This window comes from Janthinobacterium sp. BCJ23 (assembly GCF_059617945.1).
On the sequence record NZ_JCAQAW010000014.1, the window covers coordinates 1 to 18,129 of the forward strand.

Below are 18,129 nucleotides of genomic sequence, written 5' to 3' on the forward strand. Positions count from 1 at the left end.
TGCCAGCAGACAAAGAAATGGTCATGCCAGGCGATAACGTGTCGATCACCGTCAAGCTGATCAACCCGATCGCGATGGAAGAAGGTCTGCGCTTCGCTATCCGCGAAGGCGGCCGTACCGTCGGCGCCGGCGTGGTTGCAAAAATCCTCGCATAAGGAAATGTTATGCTTCCACCCGGGGCGTCCTGGGTGGTAGAATAGCACTCCTCGAAAGTTTTACGTAGGGACGTAGCTCAATTGGCAGAGCGTCGGTCTCCAAAACCGAAGGTTGGGGGTTCGATGCCCTCCGTCCCTGCCACCGTCAAGGTGCAGGGCACCGAAAGTAGAAAAATGTCAAATCAATCCGTGCAAACCGTTAGCACGTCGAGTGACAAGATAAAAGTCGCGCTGGCAATAGTGGCTGCGATTGCAGGAGTAGTCGGGTTTTATTACCTGGCAGGCCAACCAGCTCTGGTGCGTGCAAGCGCGCTTGTGGCTGGTTTGGTTATTGCTGTTGCGCTCTTGTATGTCTCGACGACCGGCCGTGAATTTCTCAATTTCGCCAAAGAAGCTGTGCGCGAAACCAAGAAAGTCGTTTGGCCTACCCGCAAAGAAGCCACGCAGATTACTGCGATCGTGTTCGCCTTTGTGCTGGTCATGGCGATTTTCCTGTGGGGCACGGATAAATTGCTCGAGTTTTTGTTGTATGACGTAATTCTTGGTTGGAAAAAATAATGAGCGAAAATGTGCATGATGAAGCGGCGGACGAGTCCGTTCCGGGCGACGCTCCGGTAGCGGACACTGGTGCAGCGCTGAGCGTGCCAGTCAGCAGCAAGCGCTGGTATGTCGTGCATGCTTATTCCGGCATGGAAAAAAGCGTCATGCGCGCACTGACCGAGCGCATCGAGCGCGCGGGCATGCAAGACCAGTTCGGCCAGATCCTGGTGCCGATCGAAGAAGTTGTCGAAGTCAAGAATGGTGTGAAGTCCGTTACCGAACGTCGTTTCTATCCTGGCTATGTGCTGGTTGAAATGGAAATGACAGACGAGAGCTGGCACTTGGTCAAGAACACCAGCAAGGTTACCGGTTTCATTGGTGGCAAGTCGAACAAGCCGACGCCGATCTCCGCGCGCGAAATCGACGGCATCATGAAGCAGATGCAGGAAGGTGTTGAAAAGCCCCGTCCAAAGACTTTGTACGAAGTGGGCGAGCAAGTCCGCATCAAGGATGGTCCGTTCACCGACTTCAACGGCAATGTCGAAGAAGTCAACTACGAGAAATCCAAAGTGCGCGTTTCGGTCACGATTTTTGGCCGCGCTACCCCGGTGGAACTCGAATTCGGCCAGGTCGAAAAAGTTTAAGTATTATCAAGCGCCACCAGGAGCGTCGCAGCGGTCTCAGCGAAATCCGGTCAGAGGAGCCCCGCCAGGGTAGGATCGGCGGGGCGCTACTACTCAATCCAAGATAGGAGCCATCATGGCAAAGAAAATCATTGGTTTTATCAAGCTGCAAGTGCCAGCTGGTAAAGCAAACCCATCCCCACCAATCGGTCCAGCTCTGGGTCAACGTGGTCTGAACATCATGGAATTCTGCAAGGCCTTCAATGCACAGACCCAAGGTCTGGAGCCAGGCATGCCGATTCCAGTCGTGATCACCGCGTTCGCTGACAAGTCCTTCACATTCGTGATGAAGACGCCTCCAGCAACCTACCTGATCAAAAAAGCTGCTGCGATCACCAAAGGTTCGCCGAAGCCACATACCGACAAAGTCGGTACGCTGACCCGCGCACAAGCTGAAGAAATCGCTAAATTGAAAACCCCTGATCTGACCGCTGCCGACATGGATGCTGCTGTACGCACCATCGCTGGTTCCGCTCGTTCGATTGGTATCACGGTGGAAGGTGTTGTATAATGGCTAAGTTATCCAAACGTATCAAGGCTTTGAAAGCCAAAGTCGACCGTACCAAAGTGTACGCTTTCGACAACGCTGTCGCTCTGATCAAAGAGTGCGCAACGGCCAAGTTCAATGAATCGATCGACGTATCGGTACAACTGGGTGTTGATCCTAAGAAATCCGACCAAGTGGTGCGCGGCTCCGTCGTGCTGCCAGCTGGTACCGGCAAAACCGTACGCGTGGCAGTATTCGCGTCGGGCGAAAAAGCGGAAGCTGCTAAAGCAGCTGGCGCCGACATCGTTGGTATGGAAGACCTGGCTGAGCAGATCAAAGCCGGCGACATGCCTTTCGACATCGTTATCGCTTCGCCAGATACCATGCGTATCGTTGGTACCCTGGGTCAGATCCTGGGCCCACGCGGCATGATGCCTAACCCGAAAGTTGGCACTGTTACTCCTGACGTCGCTACCGCCGTGAAAAACGCGAAAGCCGGTCAAGTTCAGTACCGTACCGACAAATCCGGTATCATCCACGCTACCATCGGCCGTAAATCGTTCGCTGACGCAGATCTGAAGTCGAATCTGGTCGCACTGATCGACGCACTGAACAAAGCCAAGCCAGCATCGAGCAAAGGCGTGTACCTGCGCAAAGTTTCGCTGTCGTCGACCATGGGCGCTGGCGTCCGTGTTGACCAGGCTAGCCTGGCAGCTTAAGTAACAGAATCAAGTCCTGTAGCGCCTTCGGGCGCTGCGGGCGCATCTTTGGGCTGTCTGCCCGGTGTTCGCACCAGGCAGGCAGACAATCAAAGACCGTTGGGCCGACTGCGATCGCACATGCAGAAGGTTAATAGGCTTGCCGGCAACGGCAAGTGCCCAACGCAGATGGTGTACCCGAACAAGTTTTGTAGTCCTCATGCTGCGTGAATTCATCCGCTCAGTTTAGTACTTCTTGACTTCGGACGCCGTGTTCGAACCGATGCAAGGCGCTCAACCACTCGGTTGTGATTGCCGAACATCATTTAAGGAGGTTGACCGTGAGTCTCAATCTGAATGACAAAAAGGCCGTCGTCGCCGAAGTTTCCGCACAAGTAGCAAATGCGCAAACGATCGTCGTGGCCGAATATCGTGGCATCCAGGTTGGTCACTTGACGCAACTGCGTGCTAAAGCGCGTGCCCAAGGCGTGTACCTGCGTGTGTTGAAAAACACTCTGGCTCGTCGCTCCGTTGAAGGTACCGCATTCGCCAGCCTGGCAGATGCCATGACCGGCCCGTTGATCTACTCGATCTCGGCCGATGCCGTTGCAGCAGCTAAAGTCATCGCTGACTTCGCTAAAACCAACGACAAACTGGTCATCAAAGCAGGTAACTACGCAGGCAAGCCGCTGGATACAGCTGCTGTCACCGCGTTGGCGAGCATTCCTAGCCGTGAAGTCCTCATTTCGCAGTTGTTGGGCGTTATGCTGGCTCCGGTTTCGGGCTTTGCACGTGGTCTGGCTGCCCTGGCAGCGAAAAAAGGCGAAGGCGCCGAAGCTCCTGCAGAAGCAGCAGCAGAAGAAGCCCCAGCAGCCGCTTAATTGCGCGCGCTTTTTTCTCTCAGTACCAATCTGATGTAACTAACGTAATAAATTTAGGAGTTTCAAAATGGCAATTAGCAAAGACGATATCCTGGAAGCAGTTAGCGCCATGTCCGTAATGGACCTGAACGACCTGGTTAAAGCATTCGAAGAAAAATTCGGCGTGTCCGCAGCAGCTATGGCTTCGGCCGGTCCTGCAGCAGGCCCAGCAGCAGCTGCTGAAGAACAAACCGAATTCAACGTCATCCTTGACACCTTCGGCGCAAACAAAGTTGGCGTTATTAAAGCAGTTCGCGAAATCACCGGCCTGGGCTTGAAAGAAGCTAAAGACCTGGTCGATGGCGCACCAAAAACTGTGAAAGAAGCAGTGTCGAAAGCTGACGCTGAAGCAGCACAGAAGAAACTGGTAGAAGCCGGCGCAACCGCTTCGATCAAGTAATATCTGTACCGGCGGCAGTTAGCGCCCGAGTCAAAGTCTGAGGTTTCCCCTCGCAAGGGGGGAAATCCGACTTTGGCTCCTTTGTCGTCTGCATCGTATTTGTCATGTAGTTGTAGCAGCAGTTTTTATTCGATTCAAGCCGGAAAGCAGAGCCTTGAGGTTTCGTCTGTGTCACACGCAGCGGTGCAAACGAACACTTGCAAAACCTGAATTTTCTATCCTTTCTGTCACTCACGGAGTGTCCATGCACTACTCATTTACTGAGAAGAAACGCATTCGCAAATCATTCGCGAAGCGCGCCAACGTTCACCACGTTCCGTTCCTGCTGGCGACCCAGCTCGAGTCTTATCATAGCTTCTTGCAAGAGGACATAGCACCGTCCGGCCGCAAGAATGATGGCCTGCAGTCGGCTTTCACTTCGATTTTCCCTATCGTGTCGCACAATGGTTTTGCGCGTCTCGAATTCTTGTCGTACGTTCTCGGCGATCCTGCCTTTGACGTCAAAGAATGTCAACAACGTGGCCTGACGTTCGCGTCGCCGCTGCGCGCGAAAGTGCGTCTGGTGATCCTGGACAAGGAATCGCCAACCAAGCCCGTCGTCAAAGAGATGAAGGAACAGGAAGTCTACATGGGCGAATTGCCGCTCATGACGACCACCGGTTCGTTCGTCATCAACGGCACGGAGCGGGTTATCGTTTCCCAGCTGCACCGTTCGCCTGGCGTGTTCTTCGAGCATGACCGCGGCAAGACCCACTCGTCCGGCAAACTGCTGTTCTCCGCGCGTATCATTCCTTACCGCGGTTCGTGGCTGGACTTCGAGTTCGACCCGAAAGACATCCTGTTCTTCCGCGTCGACCGCCGCCGCAAGATGCCAGTAACGATCCTGCTCAAAGCCATCGGCATGTCGCATGAGCAAATCCTGGCCAATTTCTTTGTCTTCGACAATTTCAACCTGCGCTCCGAAGGCGCGGAAATGGAATTCGTCGCCGAACGTCTGCGCGGCGAAGTGGCGCGTTTCGACATCGTCGACAAGTCGGGCAAGACCCTGGTGCTGAAAGACAAGCGTATCAACGCGAAACACGTGCGTGATATCGAAGCTGCCGGCATCAAGCACATTTCCGTACCGGAAGACTACCTGCTGGGCCGCGTATTGGCGAAGAACATCGTCGATGGCGACACCGGTGAAGTCGTCGCTTCCGCGAACGATGAGCTGACCGAAGATCTGTTGGGCCGCCTGCGCGATGCCAACATTTCCGAAATCCAGACCTTGTACACGAACGACCTGGATCAGGGCGCCTACATCTCGCAAACCCTGCGTATCGACGACACCGCCGACCAGATGGCTGCGAAAGTGGCGATCTACCGCATGATGCGTCCAGGCGAGCCGCCAACGGAAGACTCCGTTGAAGCGCTGTTCAATGGCCTGTTCTACAACTCGGACCGCTACGACCTGTCGGCCGTGGGCCGCATGAAGTTCAACCGCCGCATTGGCCGCGATGAACTGACCGGCGCCATGACCCTGTCGAACGAAGACGTGCTGGCCGTGATCAAGATCCTCGTGGAACTGCGCAATGGCCGCGGTGAAGTCGACGATATCGATCACCTGGGTAACCGTCGCGTACGTTGCGTGGGCGAACTGGCCGAGAATCAATTCCGCGCCGGCCTGGTGCGTGTTGAGCGCGCCGTCAAGGAACGCCTCGGCCAAGCCGAAGCGGACAACCTGATGCCGCACGACCTGATCAACTCGAAGCCGATTTCGGCCGCGATTCGCGAGTTCTTCGGTTCGTCCCAGCTGTCGCAGTTCATGGACCAAACCAATCCTCTGTCGGAAATTACCCACAAGCGCCGCGTATCGGCTCTGGGACCCGGCGGTCTGACACGCGAACGCGCCGGCTTTGAAGTGCGCGACGTGCATCCGACCCACTACGGCCGCGTCTGCCCGATCGAGACACCGGAAGGTCCGAACATTGGTCTGATCAACTCGCTGGCGTTGTATGCCCGCCTGAATGAATACGGCTTCCTGGAAACCCCGTACCGCAAGGTCGAAGGCTCCAAGATTACCGATCAGATCGACTACCTGTCCGCCATCGAAGAAGGCCGCTACATCATCGCTCAGGCGAATGCGACCATCAACGACGCCGGCATGCTGTCCGATGAACTGGTCTCGGCCCGTGAAGCTGGCGAAACCATCCTGGTCTCCCCGGAGCGCATTCAGTACATGGACGTTGCCCCAGGCCAGATCGTTTCCGTCGCTGCCTCGCTGATTCCGTTCCTCGAACACGATGATGCGAACCGTGCATTGATGGGCGCCAACATGCAACGCCAGGCTGTGCCTTGCTTGCGTCCGGAAAAAGCGCTGGTCGGTACCGGTATCGAACGCACCGTTGCGGTCGACTCGGGCACCACCGTGCAAGCCTTGCGTGGCGGTATCGTCGATTACATCGATGCGGGCCGTGTCGTGATTCGCGTCAACGATGACGAAGCGACCGCTGGTGAAGTGGGCGTCGACATCTACAACCTGATCAAGTACACCCGTTCGAACCAGAACACCAACATCAACCAGCGTCCTATCGTGCAAGTGGGCGACCGTGTTGCCAAGCGCGACGTGATCGCCGATGGCGCATCGACCGACCTGGGTGAATTGGCACTGGGCCAGAACATGACCGTGGCCTTCATGCCATGGAATGGTCTGAACTTCGAAGATTCGATCCTGATCTCGGAAAACGTCGTCAAGGACGACCGCTACACCTCGATTCACATCGAAGAGTTGTCGGTGGTGGCCCGTGACACGAAACTGGGCGCGGAAGAAATTACGCGCGACATCTCGAACCTGGCTGAAAATCAGCTGGCACGTCTGGATGAGTCCGGTATCGTCTACATCGGCGCTGAAGTCCAGGCCGGCGACACCCTAGTTGGTAAAGTGACGCCGAAGGGCGAAACCCAGCTGACCCCGGAAGAGAAGCTGCTGCGCGCGATTTTCGGCGAAAAAGCTTCGGACGTGAAAGATACGTCGCTGCGCGTGCCTTCGGGCATGATCGGTACCGTGATCGACGTGCAAGTCTTCACCCGTGAAGGCATTGTGCGCGACAAACGCGCCCAGCAAATTATTGATGACGAACTGAAACGCTTCCGTCTGGATCTGAACGACCAGATGCGTATCGTTGAAGGCGATGCCTTCCAGCGTCTGGAAAAAATGCTGATCGGCAAAGTTGTCAACGGCGGCCCTAAAAAGCTGGCCAAAGGCGCCAAGATCACCAAGGAATACCTGGCCGATCTGGACAAATACCACTGGTTCGACATCCGCCCTGCGGACGACGATGCAGCGGTAGCGCTGGAAGCGATCAAGGAATCGATCAACGAGAAGCGTCACCAGTTCGATCTGGCCTTCGAAGAGAAGCGCAAGAAACTGACGCAAGGCGATGAGCTGCAACCAGGCGTGCAAAAAATGGTCAAGGTGTACCTGGCCGTGAAACGCCGCCTGCAGTCGGGCGACAAGATGGCAGGTCGCCACGGTAACAAGGGTGTGGTTTCCCGTATTGTTCCTGTGGAAGACATGCCATACATGGCCGACGGCACGCCAGCCGACGTTGTGCTGAACCCGCTGGGCGTTCCTTCGCGGATGAACGTTGGTCAGATTCTCGAGACGCACTTGGGCTGGGCTGCCAAGGGTCTGGGTATCCGCATCGGCGAAATGCTGAAGGCGCAAACCAAGGTCGAGCAAGTGCGCAAGTACCTGACGACGATCTACAACGACAACGGCCGCGCGGAAGATCTGAACGACTTCGACGACGAAGAGATCATGAAGCTGGCGGAAAACCTGAAAAAAGGTGTTCCATTTGCCACGCCAGTGTTCGACGGCGCCAATGAAGAAGAGATCCGCCGCATGCTGGACCTGGCGTATCCGGACGACATCGCCAAGAACCTGGGCATGACCGCTTCGAAAAACCAGGTGACCATGTATGACGGTCGCACCGGTGAAGCGTTCGAGCGCAAGGTCACTGTCGGCGTCATGCACATGCTGAAACTGCATCACTTGGTTGATGACAAGATGCATGCGCGTTCGACCGGTCCTTACTCGCTGGTGACGCAACAGCCACTGGGCGGTAAAGCCCAGTTCGGTGGTCAGCGTTTCGGTGAGATGGAAGTCTGGGCACTGGAAGCGTATGGCGCGTCGTATGTCTTGCAAGAGATGTTGACCGTCAAGTCCGATGACGTGAATGGCCGTACCAAAGTGTACGAGAACCTCGTCAAGGGCGACCACGTGATCGACGCCGGCATGCCGGAATCGTTCAACGTGCTGGTCAAGGAAATCCGTTCGCTGGGTATCGATATCGACCTCGAACGCAACTAAACGACAGCACCCTGTCATTTGGTTTGGGAAACACAAAGCCCGGCTGGGAAACCACGCCGGGCAATGTAGTCTCAGGAATATAGAAATTTAATCACCTCTGGAGTGATACATGAAAGCACTGCTCGATCTATTCAAGCAAGTACAGACCAACGAGACCTTCGATGCAATCAAGATCGGTCTCGCTTCGCCTGAGAAAATCCGTTCGTGGTCCTACGGCGAAGTCAAGAAGCCGGAAACCATCAACTACCGTACCTTCAAGCCTGAGCGCGACGGCCTGTTCTGCGCCAAGATCTTTGGCCCGATCAAGGATTACGAATGCCTGTGCGGCAAGTACAAGCGCCTGAAACACCGCGGCGTGATCTGCGAAAAGTGCGGCGTCGAAGTCACCCTGGCCAAAGTGCGCCGCGAGCGCATGGGCCACATCGAGCTGGCCTCGCCGACCGCGCACATCTGGTTCCTGAAATCGCTGCCGTCGCGTCTGGGCATGGTCCTGGACATGACCCTGCGGGACATCGAACGCGTGCTGTACTTTGAAGCATACGTCGTGACCGATCCAGGCATGACTCCGCTGAAAAAGTGCCAGATCATGTCGGAAGACGACTACGCCGCCAAGTACGAAGAGTACGGCGACGACTTCACCGCCTTCATGGGCGCCGAAGGTATCCGTGAACTGCTGCGCTCGATCGACATCCACCGCGATGCCGAAACCCTGCGCGTGGAACTGAAGGAATCGAAATCCGAAGCCAAGATCAAGAAATACGCGAAGCGCCTGAAAGTGCTGGAAGCGTTCCAACGTTCGGGCATCAAGCCTGACTGGATGATCATGGAAGTGCTGCCAGTGCTGCCGCCGGAACTGCGTCCGCTGGTACCGCTGGATGGCGGCCGTTTCGCGACCTCGGATCTGAACGATCTGTATCGCCGCGTCATCAACCGTAACAACCGTCTGAAACGCCTGATGGAGCTGCGCGCTCCAGAGATCATCACGCGCAACGAAAAGCGCATGCTGCAAGAAGCGGTCGATTCGCTGCTGGACAACGGCCGTCGCGGCAAAGCGATGACCGGCGCCAACAAGCGTCCGCTGAAATCGCTGGCAGAGATGATCAAGGGCAAGGGCGGCCGTTTCCGTCAAAACTTGCTGGGCAAACGCGTCGATTACTCCGGTCGTTCCGTCATCGTCGTGGGCCCGCAATTGAAACTGCATCAGTGCGGCTTGCCGAAACTGATGGCGCTGGAACTGTTCAAGCCATTCATTTTCAATAAACTGGAACTGATGGGTCTGGCTACCACGATCAAGGCCGCTAAAAAGCTGGTCGAGATTCAAGAGCCGGTCGTGTGGGACATCCTGGAAGACGTGATCCGTGAACATCCGATCATGTTGAACCGCGCACCTACGCTGCACCGTCTTGGTATCCAGGCGTTCGAGCCAGTCCTGATTGAAGGCAAGGCCATCCAGCTGCACCCGCTCGTCTGCGCCGCATTCAACGCCGACTTTGACGGTGACCAAATGGCGGTCCACGTTCCTCTGTCGATCGAAGCGCAGATGGAAGCACGCACCCTGATGCTGGCATCGAACAACATCCTGTTCCCGTCGAACGGCGAACCATCGATCGTTCCTTCCCAGGATATCGTGCTGGGTCTGTACTACGCGACCCGCGAAGCGATCAATGCGAAGAACGAAGGGATGATGTTCCCTGACGTGTCGGAAGTGATCCGCGCCTACGACAACAAGGAAGTCGAACTGACGACCCGCGTCACCGTGCGTATTACCGAATACCCGAAAAACGCCGAAACGGGCGAATTCGAGAAAACGGTAACGCGTTACGAAACGACGATCGGCCGTGCGATCCTGTCGGAAATTCTGCCAAAAGGCCTGCCGTTCTCCGTCCTGAACCGCGCGCTGAAAAAGAAAGAAATTTCCAAGCTGATCAACACGTCGTTCCGCAAGTGCGGCCTGCGTGCCACCGTGGTGTTCGCAGACAAACTGATGCAATCGGGTTTCCGCCTGGCGACACGCGCCGGTATCTCGATCTGCGTCGACGACATGCTGGTACCGCCGCAAAAAGTCACCCTGATCGCGACGGCCGAATCGGAAGTCAAGCAGATCGAACAGCAATACGCCTCGGGTCTCGTGACCGCCGGCGAGCGTTACAACAAGGTAGTCGATATCTGGGGCAAAACCTCGGATGAAGTCGGCAAGGCCATGATGGACCAGCTCAAAGTCGAAGACGTGATCCGCCGCGACGGCACCAAGTCGACGCAAGAATCGTTCAACGCCATTTACATGATGGCCGACTCCGGCGCGCGCGGTTCCGCAGCCCAGATTCGCCAGTTGGCCGGTATGCGTGGTCTGATGGCCAAACCGGATGGTTCGATTATCGAAACGCCGATTACCGCGAACTTCCGCGAAGGTCTGAACGTTTTGCAGTACTTCATTTCGACCCACGGCGCTCGTAAAGGTCTGGCCGATACGGCGCTGAAAACGGCTAACTCCGGTTACCTGACGCGTCGTCTGGTTGACGTGACGCAAGACTTGGTGGTGATCGAAGATGATTGCGGCACCATGAACGGCGCCGTCATGAAGGCACTGGTCGAAGGTGGTGAAGTCATCGAACCGTTGCGTGACCGTATCCTCGGCCGCGTGGTGGTGCATGACGTCGTCAATCCTGAAACCCAGGAAACGCTGTACGAAGCCGGCACCTTGATGGACGAAGACATGGTCGAAGAGATCGAGCGTCTGTCCATCGATGAAGTCAAGGTTCGCACGCCACTGACTTGCGACACGCGCTTCGGCCTGTGCGCCAAGTGCTATGGCCGCGACCTGGGCCGCGGCATGCTGGTCAACGCCGGCGAAGCCGTCGGTGTGGTGGCAGCGCAGTCGATTGGTGAGCCTGGTACCCAGCTGACCATGCGTACGTTCCACATTGGTGGTGCGGCATCGCGTGCGGCAGTGGCATCGTCGGTGGAAGCCAAGTCGAACGGTACCATCCGCTTCACGGCAACCATGCGTTACGTGACGAACGGCAAGGGCGCGCAAATCGTCATTTCCCGTTCCGGCGAAGTGCTGATTACCGACGACCATGGCCGTGAGCGTGAGCGTCATAAAGTACCGTACGGTGCGACCCTGATCGTCAAGGACGGCATGGTCATCAAGGCCGGTACGGCCCTGGCAACGTGGGATCCGCTGACCCGTCCGATCATTACCGAATACGCCGGTCAAGTGCGTTTCGAGAACGTCGAAGAAGGCGTCACCGTTGCCCGTCAGGTCGACGAAGTGACCGGTCTGTCCACCCTGGTGGCGATCGATGCGAAACGTCGCGGTTCGTTGACGAAAACGTTGCGTCCGCAAGTCAAGCTGATCAACGACGCGAACGAAGAAGTCAAGATCGCCGGCACCGAACACTCGGTGGCGATCGGCTTCCAGGTCGGCGCGCTGATCATGGTCAAGGACGGTCAACAGGTATCGGTTGGTGAGGTGCTGGCACGTATTCCTACCGAATCGCAAAAAACGCGCGATATTACCGGTGGTCTGCCACGCGTTGCCGAACTGTTCGAAGCGCGCTCGCCGAAAGATGCCGGTATGCTGGCGGAAGTCACGGGTACGGTTGCGTTCGGTAAAGAAACCAAGGGCAAGCAGCGGCTGGAAATCACGGACATGGACGGCAACAAGCATGAGTTCTTGATCACCAAGGACAAACAAGTGCTGGTGCATGACGGCCAAGTCGTGAACAAGGGCGAGATGATCGTGGACGGCCCGGCCGATCCGCAAGACATCCTGCGCCTGCTGGGTATCGAAGCGCTGGCACGTTACATCGTTGACGAAGTGCAAGACGTGTACCGTCTGCAAGGCGTGAAGATCAATGACAAGCACATCGAAGTGATCGTGCGTCAGATGCTGCGCCGTGTTCAGATCGTCAATGCCGGCGACACCAACTACATCGTTGGCGAGCAGGTAGAGCGTTCGGAACTGCTGGACGAGAACGATCGCATGGCCGTTGAGAACAAGATTCCAGCGACCTACGAAAACGTCTTGCTGGGTATTACCAAGGCATCGCTGTCGACCGATTCATTCATCTCGGCCGCATCGTTCCAGGAAACCACCCGCGTGCTGACCGAAGCGGCGATCATGGGCAAGCGCGATGGTCTGCGCGGCCTGAAAGAGAACGTCATCGTCGGCCGTCTGATTCCTGGCGGTACGGGCCTGGCCTTCCACCGCGCACGCAAAGAGAAAGAAGCGTGGGAAGTGGAAGAGCGTCAAGCGCTGCTGCTGGCCGAGAAAGCCTCGATGGCTGGCGAAGCTGCAGAAGCATTGCAGGATATCGAGACCCAGCAACACCACGGCGACGAAGCGTAATCTGCGCTGCTAGCTGACAAAACGGCACCTTCGGGTGCCGTTTTTTTATGTCCGTTACTGCGGCCTTCCACCGTGCACGCAAAGAGAAAGAGACGTGGGAAGTGGTTGAGCGTCAAGCCCCGCTGCTGGCCGATAAAGCCACCCTGGCCGGTGAAACCACCGACGATCTGCTGGCCATCGAAACCCGGCAACACCACGGCGACGAAGCGTAATCTGCGCTGCTAGCTGACAAAACGGCACCTTCGGGTGCCGTTTTTTTATGTCCGTTACTGCGGCCTTCCATCGTGCACGCAAAGAGAAAGAGACGTGGGAAGTGGTTGAGAGTCAAGCCCCGCTGCTGGCCGATAAAGCCACCCTGGCCGGTGAAACCACCGACGATCTTTTGGCTATCGAAACCGGCAACACACGACGAAGCGTCATCTTTATCGAGCAGCGTACAATTTATAGTTAATTGCAATCGCATGGATGTCGTCCGCTTTATTTTCCTGGAAATTTTAATCATTTAATTGATAGAAATTCCAGGTAATAGAAAGATTTATTGCGTATGTCATTCAACGGTCATTCGCTAATTATTTAACTTATTAAATATATGAATCTGCGCTGTTCGCTGATAAGCACGGCACCACGGAGAAATTCCTGGTGCCGTTTTTTTATGTCCATGACTGCGGCCTTCCAGCACACACGCAAACAGGAAGCCGCGCCCAGGAACGCCATGGCGTCAGCAAGTCTGCAGTATTGATCGGCACTCGTTTTTGCTGGCATCGTAAAACACATAGACGGCGGCCTCGTCATGAAAATAGCCGTCCACCGGGAGTTGTCCCAAAAATACTAGCGGACCGTGCGCCTCGATGGGCCAGTTGGGCGCTTGCAGCCAACGGGGCGGCTTCTTCGCATAGCGAAATAACGCGAGCAATTGCGCCCGCAGCCACTGCGTCCGTTCACTTTTTTTCGCATGCGGCGGTGCCTTGTCCAGCAGTGCCGCCACATAGGCCAGATCCACATCCAGCCACTTCGGCTGCGCCGCCAGCAAAAGCGCGTGCAACTGGCCAGGCTTTTCCGAGACGAATAGCGGAATGCCGGCGGCGTGCAAAAACTCGGCCAGGGCGCCCTGCGCGTTCAGCACGTCCGCCGGATTGTGCAGGTCGAGCGATATCAGATAGTGATACAGCGTGTGCCCCGCGTGCGCATACCTGGGCGCCGGCTGCGCTGACAACAGGCGCTCTGTTTCTGCGTCTTCATATAAAAGGTGTTCAAAGGCCGCCGTATCAAGCTGTCCTCCGACAAACCCGACCAGGCTGCTGGTGGCTGATGACATACAAGTGTTCCCCTGAAAATACGGTGCGTCGGTGACTGCAAGTGTGAGAGGGCACGCCGTTTTCCGATCGTTCGGGAGTGCGCAACCATGGCGATTATGCACGATGCCGTCATGCCGGCACACTCTGTTGTAGCGTAGCAAAAGCGCACTTGCCACGCCAATTTCCAGTGCGCTCATGCTAATATCTGGCGCATGATTGCCCAAGCCCTGTTTACTCCCGCCCAGCAGAAACTGCTGGGACTGCTCTTTGTCCGCGTGAATGAAGGCTTTCACTTGAACGAGATTATGCGCTTGACGGGTCTGGGCAGCGCGTCGGCGCAGCGGGAACTGCGCCGGCTGCATGAGGCCGGCCTGATCACGTCGGAGCGGATCGGCAATGTGCGGCGCTTCTGGCCCAACAAGGAAAGCCTCGTGTATCCGGAGTTGAGCGGGCTGGTGCAGAAAACCTTCGGCATCGTCGGCGTGCTCAGCATGGCCCTGGCGCCCTTGCGTACCCAGCTGCACCTGGCCTTCGTGTCGGGCGCCACGGCGAAGGGACAGGACATGCCCGGCAGCGCCATCGACTTGCTGCTGGTGGGTGAAGAAGCCAATTATGGCGATCTGTTGACGGGATTGGCCCCGGCCGAGCGAACCTTACGGCGCAAAATCAATCCCAACCTATATACGCTGGCCGATTATCGCCGGCGGCTACGTGAAGGCCAGCCATTTCTGCTGCAGGTATTACAGCAGCCGAAGTTGTTTGTCATCGGCGATGAATCACTATTGCATGCGCTGGCATTACCGGGTTCTTCATTACAAACGAATGACATGCCATCTGTATTCTAAAGGCCGGGCCTGGCATTCAATTTCTGACGCATGAAATTGTTGGCCAGAATAATATCTGAGGCGGATTGATCGTATGATGAATAAACTACAGGCTTTCGGTTTAATTGTTTCCCAAGCGGTACGCGGCGAATTAACGTTTCCCACGAGCGTTAATTCCGCACTGCAATTGCAATTGGCTTTGGCTGAACCGGACTGCCATATCGACCATGCGATCAAGCTGGTATTGGCCGAACCCTTGCTGGCGGCGCGCACGGTCGCGCTGGCCAACTCGGCCGTCTACAGCCGCGGCGATGCGGCGCCCGTGACCAGCGTGCGCGCCGCCGTCATGCGCATGGGCTACCGCAATCTGTACGCGCTGGTGGCGGCCATGGTCGTGCGCCAGTTCGGCAGCAAGATCATCGACCCCGTCCTGCGCCAGAAGGCGGCCCAGCTGTGGGAGCACACGGCCCACGTGGCGGCGCTGGCGCACGTGCTTGCCCGCCGCGTGACGCACGTCGATGCCGACACGGCGCTGTTTGCCGGCATCGTGCATGAGGTGGGCGGTTTTTACCTGTTGTCGCGTGCCGACGAATTTCCCGGCCTGCTCGACGACGATGCGGATCACTGGATGGAGTCCGCAGAAGAAATCATTTCCCGCGAAGTCATGAAGAAGCTTTTGATCCCGCTGGCCGTGAGCGAAGCCATCGAAGGCTTGCGCGATGGCTTGCTGTCGATTCCGCCCGACTCCCTGCTCGACACCTTGTTATTGGCCAAGCAACTGTCGCCCGTGCAGTCGCCGTTGCAGGTGACGTATGTGGAAATGCTCACGCCCTCCGATTCCGTCATCGATTTCATTATCGATAACGAGACTTTGCAAAGCATCCTCGCCGAATCGGCCGAGGAAGTGCGTTCGATGAGTGCCGCGCTGCTCGTCTGAGCTCGTCCGAGATCAGCGCATTGTTCGCCTGGCCCTGCCGCGCTGTCTGCCAGCGCAGTCAGGGGCCCGGATGCAGCACGACCTTGATGCATTGCTCCTGTTTCTTCTGGAAGATTTCGTAGCCGTGCGGCGCTTCGTCCAGGGTCAAGTGGTGGGAAATGATGGCGCCGGGATCGAGCTCGCCCCGTTGTATCCGTTCCAGCAGTGGCTGCATGTAGCGCTGCACGTGTGTTTGGCCCGTCTTGATGGTCAATGAACGGTTCATGATGGAGCCAAACGGAATCTTGTCGCTGAAGCCGCCATATACCCCTGGCACCGAGACGACGCCGCCGTTGCGACACGCCATCAAGGCTTCGCGCAGGGCCGTGGGACGATCCGATTCCAATTTCATCGTCTGCTTGAGGCGGTCGTAGATATAGCTGACGCCGGAGCCGTGCGCTTCCATGCCGACGGCGTCGATGCAGGCATCGGGGCCTCGTCCTCCCGTCATTTCCCGCAGGGCATCGGGCACGTCCACGGCATCGAAATGCAGGGTTTCCGCACCGGACAGTTCGCGCGCCATGCGCAGGCGTTCCGGGTAATGGTCGATGGCGATGACGCGCTCGGCGCCGAGCAGGAAAGCGCTCTGGATGGCGAACTGCCCCACGGGGCCGCAACCCCAGACGGCCACCACCTGGCCTGGCGTGATGGCGCAGGCTTCGGCCGCCATGTAGCCGGTCGGCAGTATGTCCGAGAGAAATAGTACCTGTTCATCCTTGAGCTCGTCCGGTACCTTGATGGGGCCGACGTCGGCAAACGGCACGCGCACATATTCGGCCTGGCCGCCCGCATAGCCGCCCGTCAGGTGGGAATAGCCAAAGATGCCTGCGCCCGAGTGGCCCCACATCTTTTCCGCCATATAGGCGTTCGGATTGGAATTCTCGCACACCGAGTACAGCTGTTGCTCGCAAAAGAAGCAGCGTCCGCAGGCAATGGGAAACGGCACCACCACCCTGTCTCCCACCTTGAGCTTGCGCACAGCGGAGCCCACCTCCACCACCTCGCCCATGAACTCATGGCCGAGGATATCGCCTTGCTCCATAGTAGGCACGACGCCATTGTAGAGGTGCAGGTCGGAACCGCAGATGGCCGTGGAACTGACTTTGATGATGGCGTCGCCGGGATTGAGGATGGCGGGATCGGGCACCTGTTCGATCCGTACGTCGCGCTTGCCGTGCCAGCAGTTGGCTTTCATGACACACCTCCGTTTGCTTGCGGTCGGGGGGAAGATACCGTGCCGCTCGTCTTGAGTAGCAAGCGCGCCTTGAAGCTGCGCTTGCCTGACGGCTGGCCCTCGATGGTGCTGACTTCGCCCGTCTCCATCCACTGCTTGAAGCGGCGCAAGGTGGTCTCGATCTTGTAGGCGGGCGCCTGGCTGAAGAGGCCGGCCACGGCCGCGCCCACCTTGCCGACCGGCGCCTGCATGTGCAGTTGCATGGTGACCACGGTGCCGCGCCCGCCCGGTGCGGGCGACAGTTCCAGCGCGCCCGTTTCCGCATGATTTTCCGCCGCGCGCCAGCGCATGCCCTGGCCCGGACGCTCGTCTGTCAGTTCGCCTATCCACTCGCCTTCGACGCTGTGCCAGCGCGAGCGGCGCGCATCGATTATCTGCACCGATTGTAAACCTGGCATGAAGCGGGGCAGGTTTTCCAGGTCGCGCCAGGCGCGGTAGCATTCGTCGGCGGAACGGTTGACGATCACGCTCCTTTGCAGCGCCAGCCCCTCTTCGCCGGGCGCGGGCAGTTCGCTCAGCTTGCGCGGCGCCAGTTGTGCGCTGGCGATATAGTCGATGGCCGTCACGCCTGCCACCACGGCTGCGGTCGCCGCCAGGCGCGTGCGCGCATTGCGCCGGCTGGTCATGGCCGCGCCCAGCAGCGACAGATCCATGGCGTCGCCGGCGATGCGCGACCAGCGCCATGCCGGCCTGCTTTCTCCGCGCAGCAAGGCGACACCGCAAGCCATTTCGCGCAGGCCGATGGCGCGTATCCAGACAGACGAGACGCCGCGCAAGCCGCTGGCCCGCGCCAGCCCGCGCGGCGCCACCAGCTGGACCAGGCCCAGTCCGATGCTGAGCCAGCCAAGTGCCGTGATCAGGCCATGGTTGCCATGCGCGGTATCGTCGGGAATGTGCCGCTGCAGCCGTCCATCGCCCTGGACGCGCGCGCTCGTGTAGTGAAGAATGGCGTCGTGCCCATTCCCGGACGAGCCGGATGTTTCCGCTGGCATTTCTGACTGCTGCCGCCACGTTGGCGGACGCGCCGTGGCGCCATCGCTGATGTCTTCGTTTTGCATGCTGCCTCCCTTCTGTGTATGGGAATTAGGCAGCATTGTTTGGTACGCGTTCCGGCAGGCGTGCGTGAGATGCGCTGGATCTGCGCCAGATCAAGCATCGGCGCGAAAAAAAACGGCAGCCCGGACTGGCGCTGCCGTTGTGGCGGAAAGCGACTAG

The 18,129-nt window shown here is 57.6% G+C and carries 16 protein-coding genes and 1 tRNA gene; 14 read left to right on the forward strand and 3 right to left on the reverse strand.

Annotated elements, in window-relative coordinates; all coding sequences use genetic code 11:
- The 12 genes from AC54AG_RS27800 to AC54AG_RS27855 all read left to right on the forward strand — a co-directional run.
- On the forward strand, positions 1–155 hold a 155-nt coding region (locus AC54AG_RS27800), incomplete at its 5' end, for an EF-Tu C-terminal domain-related protein (protein WP_479723897.1).
- A 66-nt stretch (positions 156–221) separates the two neighbouring features.
- Positions 222–297, forward strand: a tRNA-Trp gene (locus tag AC54AG_RS27805).
- Positions 298–329: 32 nt separating this feature from the next.
- Positions 330–713 (forward strand): preprotein translocase subunit SecE, encoded by a 384-nt coding sequence (secE, locus tag AC54AG_RS27810; RefSeq protein ID WP_010394308.1) that lies wholly within the window; start codon positions 330–332, stop codon positions 711–713.
- Positions 713–1,339 (forward strand): transcription termination/antitermination protein NusG, encoded by a 627-nt coding sequence (gene nusG / locus AC54AG_RS27815; protein ID WP_034753130.1) that lies wholly within the window; start codon positions 713–715, stop codon positions 1,337–1,339. The genes secE and nusG overlap by 1 nt, the downstream gene beginning before the upstream one ends.
- A gap of 115 nt (positions 1,340–1,454) precedes the next feature.
- A complete protein-coding gene (gene rplK / locus AC54AG_RS27820; RefSeq protein WP_034753131.1) occupies positions 1,455–1,889 on the forward strand; it encodes a 50S ribosomal protein L11 in 435 nt (144 codons plus the stop codon).
- Positions 1,889–2,584: a 50S ribosomal protein L1 gene (gene rplA, locus AC54AG_RS27825; RefSeq protein WP_034753134.1), complete on the forward strand. Its 696-nt coding sequence runs from the start codon at positions 1,889–1,891 to the stop codon at positions 2,582–2,584. Before rplK ends, rplA begins: the two co-directional genes overlap by 1 nt.
- 320 nt (positions 2,585–2,904) lie before the next feature.
- On the forward strand, positions 2,905–3,444 hold the full coding sequence (gene rplJ / locus AC54AG_RS27830; RefSeq protein WP_034753621.1) for a 50S ribosomal protein L10: 540 nt from the start codon (positions 2,905–2,907) through the stop codon (positions 3,442–3,444).
- A 67-nt stretch (positions 3,445–3,511) separates the two neighbouring features.
- Positions 3,512–3,883, forward strand: coding sequence for a 50S ribosomal protein L7/L12 (gene rplL, locus AC54AG_RS27835; RefSeq protein WP_034753136.1), 372 nt, complete (start codon positions 3,512–3,514; stop codon positions 3,881–3,883).
- 244 nt (positions 3,884–4,127) lie between these two features.
- Positions 4,128–8,234 carry a DNA-directed RNA polymerase subunit beta gene (gene rpoB / locus AC54AG_RS27840; RefSeq protein WP_046682083.1) on the forward strand — a complete coding sequence of 1,369 codons (4,107 nt, stop codon included), beginning with the start codon at positions 4,128–4,130 and terminating at the stop codon, positions 8,232–8,234.
- A gap of 109 nt (positions 8,235–8,343) precedes the next feature.
- Entirely contained in the window at positions 8,344–12,585 is a 4,242-nt protein-coding gene (gene rpoC / locus AC54AG_RS27845) for a DNA-directed RNA polymerase subunit beta' (RefSeq protein WP_034753138.1), read from the forward strand.
- 47 nt (positions 12,586–12,632) lie between these two features.
- Complete coding sequence (locus AC54AG_RS27850; protein ID WP_331779115.1) at positions 12,633–12,797, forward strand: hypothetical protein; 165 nt, start codon at positions 12,633–12,635, stop codon at positions 12,795–12,797.
- Between the two features lie 47 nt (positions 12,798–12,844).
- Positions 12,845–13,036 (forward strand): hypothetical protein, encoded by a 192-nt coding sequence (locus AC54AG_RS27855; protein ID WP_331779116.1) that lies wholly within the window; start codon positions 12,845–12,847, stop codon positions 13,034–13,036.
- A gap of 267 nt (positions 13,037–13,303) precedes the next feature.
- Here AC54AG_RS27855 and AC54AG_RS27860 read toward each other — a convergent pair whose 3' ends face one another.
- On the reverse strand, positions 13,304–14,077 hold the full coding sequence (locus tag AC54AG_RS27860; protein ID WP_331779117.1) for a hypothetical protein: 774 nt from the start codon (positions 14,075–14,077) through the stop codon (positions 13,304–13,306).
- A 15-nt stretch (positions 14,078–14,092) separates the two neighbouring features.
- Between AC54AG_RS27860 and AC54AG_RS27865 the strand changes: the two genes are divergently transcribed.
- Positions 14,093–14,725, forward strand: a complete 633-nt coding sequence (locus tag AC54AG_RS27865; protein WP_496632560.1) for an ArsR family transcriptional regulator — start codon at positions 14,093–14,095, stop codon at positions 14,723–14,725.
- 76 nt (positions 14,726–14,801) lie between these two features.
- Entirely contained in the window at positions 14,802–15,641 is an 840-nt protein-coding gene (locus AC54AG_RS27870; protein ID WP_034753622.1) for an HDOD domain-containing protein, read from the forward strand.
- 58 nt (positions 15,642–15,699) lie between these two features.
- Here the strand turns inward: AC54AG_RS27870 and AC54AG_RS27875 are convergent, their stop codons facing one another.
- Complete coding sequence (locus tag AC54AG_RS27875; protein WP_034753144.1) at positions 15,700–16,875, reverse strand: zinc-dependent alcohol dehydrogenase; 1,176 nt, start codon at positions 16,873–16,875, stop codon at positions 15,700–15,702.
- Entirely contained in the window at positions 16,872–17,972 is a 1,101-nt protein-coding gene (locus AC54AG_RS27880) for an SRPBCC family protein (RefSeq protein WP_496632562.1), read from the reverse strand. The genes AC54AG_RS27875 and AC54AG_RS27880 overlap by 4 nt, the downstream gene beginning before the upstream one ends.
- Between the last annotated feature and the right edge of the window lie 157 nt (positions 17,973–18,129).